15 protein-coding genes are annotated in these 13,483 nt (G+C 40.4%); 2 read left to right on the top strand and 13 right to left on the bottom strand.

Going from position 1 to position 13,483, the window contains the following annotated elements; all coding sequences use genetic code 11:
• Positions 1-147 precede the first annotated feature (147 nt).
• Positions 148-1,041 carry a gliding motility-associated ABC transporter ATP-binding subunit GldA gene (gene gldA / locus ACULLH_RS06115; protein ID WP_454087837.1) on the top strand — a complete coding sequence of 298 codons (894 nt, stop codon included), beginning with the start codon at positions 148-150 and terminating at the stop codon, positions 1,039-1,041.
• Positions 1,042-1,056: 15 nt separating this feature from the next.
• On the opposite strand, the gene ACULLH_RS06110 is transcribed toward gldA, so the two are convergent.
• Both ACULLH_RS06110 and ACULLH_RS06105 read right to left on the bottom strand, forming a co-directional pair.
• Positions 1,057-3,381 (bottom strand): TonB-dependent receptor domain-containing protein, encoded by a 2,325-nt coding sequence (locus ACULLH_RS06110; RefSeq protein ID WP_454087836.1) that lies wholly within the window; start codon positions 3,379-3,381, stop codon positions 1,057-1,059.
• A 65-nt stretch (positions 3,382-3,446) separates the two neighbouring features.
• The gene (locus ACULLH_RS06105) at positions 3,447-4,430 is read right to left on the bottom strand and encodes a response regulator transcription factor (protein ID WP_454087835.1); all 984 of its coding nucleotides are present in this window, start codon (positions 4,428-4,430) and stop codon (positions 3,447-3,449) included.
• A 123-nt stretch (positions 4,431-4,553) separates the two neighbouring features.
• On the opposite strand from ACULLH_RS06105, the gene ACULLH_RS06100 reads away from it, so the two are divergent.
• Positions 4,554-5,984 carry a pyridoxal phosphate-dependent decarboxylase family protein gene (locus tag ACULLH_RS06100; RefSeq protein WP_454087834.1) on the top strand — a complete coding sequence of 477 codons (1,431 nt, stop codon included), beginning with the start codon at positions 4,554-4,556 and terminating at the stop codon, positions 5,982-5,984.
• 11 nt (positions 5,985-5,995) lie between these two features.
• Here the strand turns inward: ACULLH_RS06100 and ACULLH_RS06095 are convergent, their stop codons facing one another.
• From ACULLH_RS06095 to metF, 11 genes are all read right to left on the bottom strand, one after another.
• Positions 5,996-6,397 (bottom strand): group III truncated hemoglobin, encoded by a 402-nt coding sequence (locus ACULLH_RS06095; protein ID WP_454087833.1) that lies wholly within the window; start codon positions 6,395-6,397, stop codon positions 5,996-5,998.
• 1 nt (position 6,398) lies between these two features.
• Entirely contained in the window at positions 6,399-6,680 is a 282-nt protein-coding gene (locus tag ACULLH_RS06090; protein ID WP_454087832.1) for a hypothetical protein, read from the bottom strand.
• Positions 6,681-6,771: 91 nt separating this feature from the next.
• Positions 6,772-7,368 (bottom strand): Crp/Fnr family transcriptional regulator, encoded by a 597-nt coding sequence (locus ACULLH_RS06085; RefSeq protein ID WP_454087831.1) that lies wholly within the window; start codon positions 7,366-7,368, stop codon positions 6,772-6,774.
• The gene (locus tag ACULLH_RS06080; protein WP_454087830.1) at positions 7,365-7,973 is read right to left on the bottom strand and encodes a MarR family winged helix-turn-helix transcriptional regulator; all 609 of its coding nucleotides are present in this window, start codon (positions 7,971-7,973) and stop codon (positions 7,365-7,367) included. The genes ACULLH_RS06085 and ACULLH_RS06080 overlap by 4 nt, the downstream gene beginning before the upstream one ends.
• Before the next feature lie 55 nt (positions 7,974-8,028).
• On the bottom strand, positions 8,029-8,292 hold the full coding sequence (locus ACULLH_RS06075; RefSeq protein ID WP_454087829.1) for a DUF2024 family protein: 264 nt from the start codon (positions 8,290-8,292) through the stop codon (positions 8,029-8,031).
• On the bottom strand, positions 8,292-9,014 hold the full coding sequence (locus tag ACULLH_RS06070) for a hypothetical protein (RefSeq protein ID WP_454087828.1): 723 nt from the start codon (positions 9,012-9,014) through the stop codon (positions 8,292-8,294). Before ACULLH_RS06070 ends, ACULLH_RS06075 begins: the two co-directional genes overlap by 1 nt.
• A 48-nt stretch (positions 9,015-9,062) precedes the next feature.
• A complete protein-coding gene (locus ACULLH_RS06065) occupies positions 9,063-9,296 on the bottom strand; it encodes a thioredoxin family protein (RefSeq protein ID WP_454087827.1) in 234 nt (77 codons plus the stop codon).
• A 54-nt stretch (positions 9,297-9,350) separates the two neighbouring features.
• On the bottom strand, positions 9,351-10,421 hold the full coding sequence (locus ACULLH_RS06060) for a serine hydrolase domain-containing protein (protein ID WP_454087826.1): 1,071 nt from the start codon (positions 10,419-10,421) through the stop codon (positions 9,351-9,353).
• 70 nt (positions 10,422-10,491) lie between these two features.
• Entirely contained in the window at positions 10,492-11,322 is an 831-nt protein-coding gene (locus ACULLH_RS06055) for a head GIN domain-containing protein (protein WP_454087825.1), read from the bottom strand.
• A 7-nt stretch (positions 11,323-11,329) separates the two neighbouring features.
• A complete protein-coding gene (locus tag ACULLH_RS06050) occupies positions 11,330-12,430 on the bottom strand; it encodes an acyloxyacyl hydrolase (RefSeq protein ID WP_454087824.1) in 1,101 nt (366 codons plus the stop codon).
• 19 nt (positions 12,431-12,449) lie between these two features.
• Positions 12,450-13,403: a methylenetetrahydrofolate reductase [NAD(P)H] gene (gene metF / locus ACULLH_RS06045; RefSeq protein WP_454087823.1), complete on the bottom strand. Its 954-nt coding sequence runs from the start codon at positions 13,401-13,403 to the stop codon at positions 12,450-12,452.
• Between the last annotated feature and the right edge of the window lie 80 nt (positions 13,404-13,483).

Genomic DNA, 13,483 nt, shown 5'->3' with positions numbered 1-13,483 from the left:
TTTTGCTTCGTAGAAATCCTGATTTTTTACGGATTTTGAATATTTAGCGATTTGGAAAGCTTCAGAAATACCTAGATCTATTGCGAAATTCCATTTCTTATTCCTGCGGAACATCTAAAAGAGTATTTTTGATTCAAATTCATCGAAATGTCCATTAAAGTCAATCGTATCACAAAAACCTTTGGAAAACAAAAGGCGCTGAACGACGTCTCTTTTTCCATAGAAAAGGGAGAAATCGTGGGTTTTTTAGGGCCCAATGGAGCAGGAAAATCCACCATGATGCGAATCTTGACAACCTACTATAAAGCGGACCAAGGTGAAGCTGAAGTCAACGGACATGATGTGCTCAACGAAGAAAAAAATGTGCAAAACAGTGTTGGGTACCTCCCTGAACATAATCCTTTATACCACGAAATGTATGTAAAGGAATATTTGGCCTTTAATGCCGATGTCTATAATGCTCCCAAAGCACGGATCGAAGAAGTTATCGAGCAGACTGGGCTTTCTCCTGAAGCGCACAAGAAAATTGGCCAGCTATCCAAAGGTTATAAACAACGTGTAGGTCTAGCGGCGGCACTGCTGCATGATCCAAAGGTATTGATTCTTGATGAGCCTACCACGGGATTGGACCCAAACCAATTGATAGAAATCCGCAAACTGATCCGTGCCATAGGTAAGCAGAAGACCATTTTGCTTTCGACACACATTATGAAAGAAGTTGAGGCGGTCTGCGATAGGGTAATTATCATCAACAAAGGAGAGTTGGTGGCCGATAAAAAACTGGAGGAACTTCGCGCGGCAACCGAACAGATCATTGAGGTGGAATTTGACTATCGTATAGAAGAAGTACTGTTGAAGAATCTTCCCCATGTCTCACATGTCAAAAATACGGGTGGCTTTGTTTACGAGATAATTTTTAGCACTTCTGAGGATATGCGACCCGCCGTTTTTGATTTTGCGCATGACAACCAGCTAAAGACGCTTCAACTTAGTCGAAAAAACAAAAACCTGGAAAGTTTGTTTACCGAGTTGACCTCTTAATAGGTTTGGACACACTCAATTTATACGGTCCAAATTTGAATCAACGTCCCGGTTTTTAAAATTGGCTTTACTAGTGCTTCCAAATCGGTATTTGAGGGAAAGTGCCATTTCCCTGCCATCGGCAAAATAAACTCCATCCGCAATGACCCCGTTCAAGGCATACTTTTCTTCAAAATTCATGGCACGGGTGATGTCGTTGAAGCGAAAGGTACAGTCCCAATTTTTGAAAAGGGTCTTGGATAGGGAAGCTTCAAAAATTGCAAGTCCGTTTCTTTTAAAAATACCTACCTGTCTCCTGCCCAACATGGTTGCCCCCAAAACCAGGGTAGTATCCTTAGCAATTTTCAGTTGGTGATTGGTGTAGGCATAGATATAGGGTTTTGCACTGGAAAAAGAGGCACCACTATCCTTTAGTTGGTTGTAATTGAGGGAAACCGTGTTATTTGAAGTCCATATTCCCTTGGAATACGGTAAGGTCACACCCGCATAGAATCCATTTTCCTTTTCAAGATTTACAAGTGAAAGTAAGGCTGTATCGGCCTGAGGATCGTATGAAATTGTGAAGTTGGTCGGATTGGAACTTTGGTAATAGGTTATGAACAACGACTTATTTCCTTTTTGATAATTCACTGAGAATTCATCGGTTAAGGTAGGCCGTAGATTAACGTTCCCGGAACCTTCCAAAAATGGATTGATAAAAGCTGTAATGGAGCTGGCCCGTGAAAAATCGGGTCGTTGAATGCTCTTGCCATAGTTGATACTTAGGCTCTTTGTGCTATCCAATGCAACAGTAATATTGGTTTTGGGAAACAGATTGGTGTTTGTTCTGGAAACAATCGGTGAATCGTCTGATGCTATGGCTCCATCAACGGTATTGTGTTCAACGCGCAAACCAGTTTCAAAATCGATCTTCTTACCCAGTTTCCCCGCGACCGAACTATAAGCAGCATATAGTTTCTCCTCATATCCAAAATCGATAAGGGTTTCCTCGTTCTCTGAAAATTGTTGGATCTCGGTGAAGGCATCTGCTTTGGCTTGACTGATGTTGACTCCTAATTCCCACTTTAGTTGTTCAGAAAACTTCCTTTCCACGTCAAGTCGAAACGCCAATGAATTGATGCTGTATTCCTGTTCCCTTGTCTGATCTAAAACAAATGCTGAACCATCAATGCTGTTTGTAATTTCCGTATCCAAAGTTTGTTTGAATCCAGAGTATTGTACCCCAGTAAAAAGATTCCAGGTTTTGTTCAGTTTTTTATTGAAATTGAATGTGGAACTGTAGTAATTCTTGCTATTATCGTTTTGTGTTTGCGTCTCGACAAACTGCTCATTATTTCCATCCACCAAAAATGTATCCGTAAAAAAAGGAGCATCATCGGTTTGTGAACGTATTGTGGAGTTAAAGGAGATATAATCCGAATCATTCCACTGAAAATATAGGCCCAGTCCGCCGTTTATTTGGACCCTATCATTTCGGGGAATCAAAACAAGGTAATCGACCAAGACTTCCCTTTCCGGGATTTCAAACAAAAAACTATTGCTCTCCCATTGCTGCAGCTGATTGTATCCCAAATTCCCGCGAACTGTCCATCTTTCTTTGGCATAGCTTGAGTTGAATCCCAAATAATTGTTGAAATTCCGCTTTGCCGATGCCGTTTCGGTAACACTTCCGCGTAAACCATTATTTTGTCCCCTTTTCAACATAATCAATAGCACCGCACGACCTTCTGCCTCATATTTGGCGGATGGATTGTTGATCAACTCTATTGTTGCAATACCATCAACAGGTAGCGCAGCGAACTCTTCCATGGAAATACGTTGATTGCCCAAGTAAATTAGAGGATTACCCTTTCCTAAAATGGATATGGATTCCCTGTCCGGTGATACTTGCACATTTGGGAGTCGGGATAGCAAATCCACCGGGTCGGGTATGGACGAAAAGTAGGGATTTTGGACATCTACTTTCAGGTTGCCTGCTTTATATTCTAAAGGGCTTTTGGTTGCCACGACCTCAACCTCTCTAAGTTCAGTCGCCCCTTCTTTTAAAACAATATTGAAATCTTTATTCCAAGTTAGCGAAAAGGCTTCTTGGTAAGGTTCAAAACCCAATGCCGAAATCCGAAGTATATAATCTCCTGGGGGAACATCTTCCAAAATAAAATTACCTTCCAAAAGCGTTGCATATTTTTCCAAAGTGTTCGTCCCGTTTTTCAAAAGGAGTACATCACCAATTGAAACCACAAGCCCAGTGTCATCAAAAACCTGTCCTTCAAGTTTGAAGACATCTTGGCCGTAGGCATTGGAAATAATTACAAAGAACAATAGGCTTATCCGTCTCAAAGTATTGTGTTTTGAGACAAAATAAATTCGGAAAATTGCTTAGGAAAGCATCTTTGGGGTATGATTTAGGTACTAGTACCCGTACTTTTTTGCAACAGCTCCTTTCTGTTGGCGACATTTAACTTGCTGTAAATGTTTGTAATATGCGTTTTTACCGTGCTCAAACTGATAAATAGCTCATTGGCGATTTCCTTATTGCTTTTTCCCTGGAGGATTAGACTTCGGATGGTCTGTTCTTGTTTGCTCAGTTCAGAAACCAAAATTGCATGACGCCTTCTTCTGGTAGTAAAGATGATAATACTTAATCCTAGGGTCAGAAAAAACAATCCGAAGTTCAACCATTTACTTTGCGCCAATTTTCGTTCCAGATCCGCATTCGTTAAATATGCCAATCTTCGCTCCAAAAACGCATAGGTTGAAGGATTCAAATCGCTTGATTGCAATTCGGAAAGCAGATTTAGATAGTATGTCTCATTTTCTGAGATATCCCTATCCAACAATTGTTTTCTTTCCAATTCTTTGATCCCGACCAATTTTACCAGCAATATTTGAAGAGAATCTTTTACAAAACCCTTTCGCGGTTTTACTGTTTCTTCTTGGGTGAGGTATTGATGGATCAATTTTGTTTCAAAATCCTTCAGTTTTTGCCATTCCTTATCAGCTTGGTTGGTTGTGGAATAAGCACCAAAAATCCTCTTCCCTTTTTTAAATTCAATTTTATCTTTTGCAGATAACATGAAGGTCACCTTCTTGGCCACTGTATCATTTACAATATTCCGTATCCTCTCAACGTGCAACTGATATATCTTGTCGTTGGTTGAAAAATGTTTCTTATCAAATTTGAAGAAGCCGTTTTTCTGAATATCCGTAATGGCGATTGGTTTCGTTTTGGAATTGTCTTCCACATCGGACAGTCCAACCTGACTTAGATAAATTTTAGGTTTCCAAGAGTCGGCATCCTCAAAATTGACAAATCCGGAAACCGCTTGCTGCGCAGTAAGCTGAAATCCAAGGAAAACCAAGACCAGAACCAAAAAGGGTTTGTACATCACTAAAAGTTGATGACTAAAATTAAGGATTTGAGTCGTAGAAACAATTCTATTTTACATCAAATATCATGTTATCCCGATATTCAAATTGGTACTTTTGCAACTTGAAGGTAAACCCGATTTATGAAAAGGAACAATTCCAAGTTAGAGCTGTCTTCCAAAGCCATGAAAACCTATGGTTATCAGGTGGTGGATGCCATTGTTGAACATTTTGACACCCAAAAGAATAAGTTGCCCGTTGCCATGGGATCAAGGGAAGAAATGGATTCCCTTTTTCTTGAGGAAGCTCCAGAAGAGGGAACAGCTGCCGATAAGGTGCTCGATTTTGTACTTGAAAAAGTCATGACCAACAGCACCAATATGTCCCATCCAAGATCGTATTCCTTCGTTCCGGGACCGAGCAATTATGTGAGTGTAATGGCGGATGCCCTAGCGACCGGATTCAACATTTTCTCGGGTGGATGGGTTGCATCCCCGGCGGCTGCTGAGCTCGAAATCATTACCATTCAATGGTTGCTCAAAATATTTGGATTCCCACAAAAAAAAGGAGGTGGAATTTTCACCAGTGGAGGGTCCATGGCCAATCTGACCGCCTTGACCACAGCTCGGCGCATTAAATGTGGGGACGACTTTTCCAAAGCTGTGATCTATCTTTCTGACCAAGCGCATTCTTCCAATATCAAGGCAATTCGGGTTTTGGGGTTCAAAAAGGAACAGATTCGAATTATTCCTACAGATATTGAGTTCAAATTTGCCATCAACAAGCTTAAAAACTGTATTGCCAAAGACCGTTTGGAAGGGCTTCATCCATTTTGCTTGATCGCCACTTCGGGGACTACAAACACCGGTACGGTTGATCAACTTTCGGAATTGGCCAAAATTTGTAAAAAAGAGGACATATGGTTCCACATTGACGGCGCTTACGGTGCAGCAGCCATTCTGTCTCCAAAGGGAAAACAATTGATGAAGGGGATTGAAAAAGCCGACTCATTGACCGTAGACCCCCACAAATGGTTTTTCCAGCCCTATGAAATGGGGTGTCTTTTGGTTCGAAACCATAAACATCTGAGTCATACCTTTACCGAAAAACCTGAATATCTCAGGGATATTGAAGGGAATACTTCCGAAATCAATTTTTATGATCATGGGATTCAATTGACCAGAAGGTTTAGGGCCCTTAAATTTTATATGTCGATAAAGACCTTTGGACTGAAGGAATTTAGAAATGCCATTACCTATAATATCGATTTGGCCGAAGCCACGGAAACCATTTTACGCAAGAGCGACCAATGGGAAGTGGTTTTTCCCGCTACTTTGGCGGTCATCAATTTTAGGTACCATCCGCTTGGTAAGAAATACAACGAGAAACAACTGGATGAAATCAACCAGTACATCTCAGAAAAAGTGGTTTCGTCTAGAAAAGCACTTTTGGTCACGACCTTGCTGCATGGCCAAGTAGTTTTACGAATGTGCCTGATCAACCCAAGAACCACATTGGATGATGTAAAGGAGACCTTGGCACTTTGCGAGGGTTTTGCAAAAGAATATGTTTAAACCATATGGCCTTATTTAGCCGATAGACGTTTTCGGTGCTCAAAAATGGTAATAAACATACGCACACTTATGTTTCGGGCCCGTTGTTTTGCCTTTTCCGCATTTTCTCCAATGAAGTTGGTGTCAATAGTTTCGATCCAATAACGTAACCAAATTCCAAAGTGTTCATTGGTTATGGTTTGGTCCTTCTTTTCATCCACTTCTGCGTGGACCATTAATGGATTGCCCTTGTATTTTTGGACAAAAAACAGATTGGTTTCCCAAAAGTTGGTCAATTTTTCAATATGCTCCGGCCAATCTTCAATGATGTCATTAAAAAAATGACCTATATCTACATCCTTTCTGACCTTTTCATAAAACTTGGTCACCAAAAAATTTACATCTTCCCTTGTTTCTATCTGCTTTCTGGACATATTAGAGCAAATTTAAGATTAATACCAAAGTGCTGAGAAGAACACTGATAATAAACAGGTTGAAAACCACTTTTGGCTTTTGCTGGGATAAAACAGACGCATTAAATCCCATACAAGCGATCGTAATCAAAAACAATTGGAACATTTGCAACGGAGCTACTCCGTTGACCAATATATAGAGGGCAGCTACTGATCCCAAACAGCTCTGGGCAATGATAAAAATAGCGGCATAACCACTCATATTTTTCTCAAATTCGAATAGTCCTTTGTGATAGAGTTCCATAATACCTGTCATTTGTCATATTATGGAACAAAGCTAATGGGGTTCAAACGCTATTATTTATGACTGAAATCATAAAACACGTTGACCATCTCTATCGAACAATCTTGTGTGATTTGAGCTGGACCATATTCTTTTTTTCCAAGGATTTAATGGCCCTGATCACGGTTTCGACACGTAAACCTGTAAGATCGGCCATCTGCTGACGAGACAATTCCACCAAATACGGTTCTTCGTCAGGGATTTTGTGGATATGCGTTTTGAAATAGTCTATCAGCTTCAACAATCGATGCTCTGGACTTTCTGTTGAAATCTCAGCGACCATTGTGGCCTTATAATGGAGTCGTCCGGCCAATACTTTGGTCAATTCCAAATGTATATCTGGATTCTCTCGAAGCAAGTTGAAGAAACTTTCCTTTTCCAATCTCCAGATACTGCTTTCTTCCACCGCTTCCGCTTGGGCGGGATACTTCAATTCGACAAACAAAGGAGGTTCTCCAAAACTTGAACCTAGTGGAAATATGCCTTGTATAAACTCCTTGCCATCTTCATTGAAGTTGTTCATTTTGATTTTGCCTGAACTTACCTGATAATAATAGCGGGGATGTGTATCAATGGTAAAAAGTACCTCCTTTTTTTCCAGAAACAGCTGTGTAGCCCCATACTTTATCAAAAGCTCTTCCGGAATCATGGTTTTTCTTCAAATTCCACACAGTCCAATCGTATATCGGAATGTTTTAATTGCTTTTCCAGTAAGTTACAGTAATGATCATCGGCTGTTTTTTGATAGAACTTGCAGGCAAAACAGGTCCGTTGTACCGTCAATACCCCTATTTGATTCAGTTGATAAATCAGTTTGCTAAGGGTCTTGAACAGATTTTCTTTTTCCACAGTATCAACCAACTCCAACTGCTCTGCCAGGGGATTTGCAAAGTGCTCCGTTTCAGCAACAATCTTTTTCCCCTTACCGGAAAGGAGAATGGAATAGCTTCGATTGTCTGCTGATGAATGGTCCTTGATCACCAATTCCTTTTTGACCAAAACACGTATGGCATCGCTAATGGTAGGTTTGGTCACATTAAATTCCTGTGCCAAAAAACTCACATTGTTGAACTCACTTTTATGGTAAGCAACAAAAATCAAGATTTGAATCTGGATAGGGCTCAATCCCAATTGCTTCGCCTTTTCCCATAAAAGTGCCTTGAAAGCTTGCGAAATGCGCTCCAAACCAGCAATTATCTTGCTAGAAAGGTCAATTTGCTGATGCTCTGGGTCAAAAATGCTTCTTCTATCCATAATGAACAATGCCTGCCGATAGCTTCGACAGGCAAAGTTAGTTATCCTAATTAAATTAGGAACAATTTTCCATTTCAATGATATGGTAACCTTCCGCTTCGATGCTCTGCACCACATTCGCAGGAGCCGATTGCATATGACAAAATCGACATTCATTAGCGGATAACAGTCCTGTTTGAAAAGGTTTGGAGCTTAAATATTCCTTTCCATAACCAAAAATAACATCCGTGTCCGACACTGTTGATGGCACCAAGATGTCAAAATGCATTACTTTACCATCTTCCCGAGGCACATACGTATCCCAAACTGAAACTTCCATTATTGAACACTATAAGGTAAGGATAGGTCGCCGCTGGCAACACTAAATACTTCATATACACCAAGCATCGGCAAATCCTCCTTGCTTGTGTTCACTTTCATAAATGCGGCAACCCCGTCATACTTGAAATCGGTTTTGTTGTTGATCCGATAATTGGGTACAACCACCTTTATGCTATTGCTTTTGGTTGTCACAGGATATCCAGGAGAGTCCATATACATGGGCATACCAGGATTGGTAGGCGGTAACACAACGGTTTTGTCCGCCTTTTTGAATTGTTTTACCGAAAGTCCACCAGCTACCCGCTTGTCCTCAGTAAGTACAACCCAATGGGGGTGCCATATAATCCCATCGTTATCAAAAACTGAATCACCGTTTTCATCCCACAGTGGAGTATCATCAAAATCGGGATGGGAGGTCAGGGCCAGTGCTACAATTCCTTCAACTGCCCCAAATCCAACATCCGTGGGTTGTAAGCTGGTAGGGAAAACATAACCCAAAACGGGAGCTCCATCCAATTGTCCGGCCGGAATAGGAACTGTGGTACCTGCCTGACCGTTGACCGTAATCTCCCAAACCAAGATTCCAAGATCTGCTTTGTTCGTTACTTGAACGGTCCGAATCTGAAAATCATCATTGTTGTATGGACTTTTCTGGGCACAAGAAGTCAACAAACCACTGCCCAATACCAAAGTCAGCATTAATAATTTTTTAGTTTTCATAGTTTATTCATTTTATTAGGATTCCTAACTTTTTAAATCAAAAAAAATTTAATTCCTCAAATCCTCTATAGACGCACCATAGTTGATATGAAGTACATTGCCGTTGGGTGTCACCAAAGCGGGCACCGATTTAACGCCTCTACTTTCCGCTTCGTCCACTTTTTCCTTGTTCTCCCCAACATGGACTATTGATACATTCTCCGAACCGATAAGGTTAACCAAATCTTGTTCTGCACTTACACATACAGGACAACCTGCATGATAAAAAACTGATTTACTCATTTCTTCTATTTTATGGTTTTTTGCAAAATTGCTTCGCAAATATAGTAAGGATTCCTAATTAAATAAAATATTTATGGAATTAAGTTCATCTTGCACATTAGGATCCGTGCAATTGATCAAAACGGAAATCACTAATTGTTCATCTGGATAAACAAAGAAATTGGAATAGGCCCCAACGCTATTGCCCACATGACCCACAAAGCTTTTGCCCATCGCATCTTGACTCACCTGAAAACCCAAACCGTAATAGGTCGAATTTCCATTGACGTTTTGAGCAGTCAGCATCTCCTCAAGGATCCTGGGGTCCACTACCTTCGGATTTAATATTTCATTACCCAATTTGGTCACATCCTCACTTGTCGACAGGTATCCACCTCCTGCCATTTTATAATGGTTGTTTACTTGTACCGCCTTTTTAAAACCTGATGCCGTCTTCGTGTAAAATTTGGCCAGATTATCAGTTTTGTTTGTCTTTTCATTATTCAAACCAGGTGGAATGGTATTACGCATTGCCAAAGGTTCCAAAATCTTTTCCTTAATATATTCTTCAAACGGGATTCCGACAACTTCTTGCATCGCCAAAGAAAGCAACACAAAGTCAAAACTGTTGTACAGATAACCTTTCCCTGGTTCAAAGATCAATGGATCATTTTTAAAAACCTCTATACCATCCTTTATTGAAAAAGAACGATTTAAAGCAAATTCTTTTCCGCGATAAGTACGTATACCAGCAGTATGACCGGCCAATTGCCTCAATGTAAAATCATATTCTTTTTTAGGGTAGTAGGGTACATATTCATAGAACGAAGTATCTAAATCCACCATCCCTTCCTCTACCATCTTCGCCAATGCAATTCCTGTGATGCATTTTGAAATGCTCGCAATCCGAAATAGTGTGCTTTGTGGATTGACCGTGACCCTTTTTTCAATATTGGCGTAGCCATAACCTTTATCAAGGATAATTTCTCCCCCTTTTGAAATGGTAACCGCCATTCCAGGAACTTTTGCTTCGATTGCCATGTTATAGAGCATCGCATTGGCTTTTTCCAATCCCTCCAAACCTTCCAAAGATTTGACTTTTGAAGGCGCAAAAAGATTCTTCAAATAAGTTACTATTGATTTCAAATTCCCAGGTTTACTCCTTTCGAATGTACTGAGAATTCCTTTTACAAATCCAAAATTTGCGAGTTGGGTGTCAATTCCTAAATATCAGCTGTCCATTGAAAAGTTCCTCTACCTCAACTTCTGGTGGGCGGTTGATACCGATTACGTCCCCAGTTCCACGAATTACTCCAGAAATTCTTTGTTGAGGGTTTACTATAACATCGTTCGAACCACGATGGTCAACTCTTACATTTTGAGCAACCAAGCCTTCAGCTTCTATCCTGGAATCACCTGCCGCCACAACAACATTAAAATTCGTAGTAGTACCTATCAGTTTGAAAAAAGCAATTCCATTAACAACGATATTGACATTCTCGCTTTCCAGTGCCAGATCAAAAGATCCATCGGTAGTTTCGGTTTCAGGATTCGTAAAACTCTCAGAAATCAATCGGAGGTTCGGATAAGTTAAAATGCCGTCACTGGAAATCAACAATCCCGTGCTGCTTCGAATTTCGGTAATGTTGGGTGATGTAACATAGACGGTGGTCAAACCATAGTCCCGAATAAAATTACATCCATTTTCATTTCTTAGGATGAGTCGATTGTCATCAACTTCTGCGGTAACCTCGTTTTGTAAAAACTCTCCGGTCTCAATTTCCACCTGCTGTTCGTTCCCCTGTTTTAAAACCAAATTGATATTCTCGAACACCGTGATAGTGGTGAAATTGGAAACCTCAACGGTTCTTCTTGTCAAATCCCCGGCATTCTGGAAGCAATCGGGAGTATTTTCTCCATTGCATGCGACGAAAAGGAAAACCATAATCAAATAAAAAGACCTCTCGATAGCTCCTTCGACTGCGCTCAGGATGACATTGCTCGAGGTAACTTTGATCACATTTTTCAACTTTCCCAATAGTTTCATTTCACTCCTATAATCTTATTCCAACTCCAAATTCCACGGTTTCAGCTTTGGCAGCATGGGATTTTAAGGTAATTGCTCCAAAAAACTTATCTCCAAAATATCGTTTTAACCCAATTCTATTGTAGACCTGACCTTCAAAATCGAACGGATAATAGACGTAATAGCCCAATTGGGTCACAATACTCATTTTGTTGATGAACAGCTCATGTCCAACAAACAGTCCAACACGTTTAAAATCTGTATCTGCAGCAACATTCAACTCAGGAAATGAAGTAGACTGAAACCGAATCAATTCCTTTAGAAAATTGGAAAAGAACACATCCGTTCCCAGTTGGATGGCACTTTTTCTTCCCAATCGTTTGTCGGCATAGGCAGAAAGTATCCAAAACCCGTATCGTCCAGAATTAATCACATCACTTTCGTTGACGCCTGTCCTAAACGCCAGATTAAAACGAATGGGTTCTGTAATTTTTCCCGTTGCTTCGGGGGCAAGGAATTCAAAGGTTTCCCCGCCATCCAAATCATAGGTCAGCCCAACATTCAGTGCCATCGTATTGGTAGATGTATTGGGTGCCTTAAAATTAGCATTGGAATAGTGAATCAGGGAAAGTCCCGCTTTTAATCCCAGTCCAGAGAACAAATTTTCCTTATGATAATTGAGCATCACCATGGTAGAGCTCAACAGATGAGTACCATAAGCATTGTTCCTAAAATTGTTATTCTTGTCATAGGGATTGGTGTTATAAGCTACCCCCTGACCTACCCGGAACTGTAAATTCCGCTTAAAGAAATAGAAGTTATAATGCGCATACAATCCAAAATTTTCTCCCAAAGTAGAGTTGTTCATATTTTGGTAGATGAACGAAAATCCTGTATCCGGATACCCATATTTCGATTCCCATTCCTCGTTTCCAAACCTTTTTCGGTTAAACCCAAGAATAAGTCCGCCTGGGTGATTGGTTATTAAATGGGAAATGTCGGTATTGTGCAAAAGTATGGAGCCATAAAACTGACTAGCATCCAACACATACTTTTTTGGGGTTTCCTTTGTTTGGGAAAATCCATTAAAGCAGCATAACACAACACATAAATAAAGTAGGCGCTTCATGAAGCGCTAAAGTAGGAAATTAAAAAACCTCCTTGGCAATGGCCTTGATATTATCTGATTTTCCCATCGAATAGTAATGCAAGACCGGAACACCTGCTGCCTTAAGTTCTTTGGATTGTTGAATACACCATTCAACCCCTACTTGCCTTACTTCCTTGTTGTTTTTGCAACCTTCGACAGCATCAATCAAATCTTCTGGAATATCCACACGAAATACTTGAGGTAACAATTGTAGGTGTCTTTTGACGGCAATTGGTTTGATTCCGGGAATAATTGGTACATTGATACCCATTTCACGGGCGGCATCCACAAACGTGAAGAACTTTTTGTTGTCGAAGAACATCTGTGTTACCACATAGTCGGCACCTAAATCCACTTTATGCTTCAATCGTTTTAAATCGGACTTCAGTGAAGGCGCTTCCATGTGTTTCTCTGGATATCCGGCCACCCCGACACAAAAGTCAGCGCAATTGTCTGTTTCGATGACTTCATGCAAATAATTTCCTTTGTTTAAAGCCTGGATCTGACTGACCAAATCCGAGGCATATAGGTGTCCGCCACTGGTTGGAGAAAAATATTTTTCCTCTTTCATAGCATCTCCTCTCAACGCCATTACATTATCAATCCCCAAATAATGACAATCCACCAACAAGTACTCGGTCTCTTCCTTGGTAAAACCACCACACAGTACATGGGGAACAGTATCCACATTATACTTATGCGTAATCGACGCACAAATTCCCAAAGTTCCAGGACGCATACGCGTTAATTTCTTGTCCAAAAGACCATCCCTGTCGATATAAACATATTCCTCGCGAGAGGTAGTGACATCAATAAATGGAGGTTTAAACTCCATCAAAGGGTCAATGTTGTCATAAAGTTCTTGGATGCTCTTCCCTTTTACGGGCGGTATGATCTCAAAACTGAAGAGTGTTTCTTCTTTAGCTTGTTTTATGTGGTCGGTTACTTTCATAAATGTATTCCGTCATTCCCACAATAGTGGGAATCTTATCTATTATAATTTTTATGGATTCCTGTCTTCACAGGAATGAC

It is taken from the genome of Flagellimonas sp. 2504JD4-2, assembly GCF_053642935.1.
The sequence above is the reverse complement of the archived record's forward strand: the minus strand, read 5'-3'. Positions and strand labels throughout refer to the sequence as shown.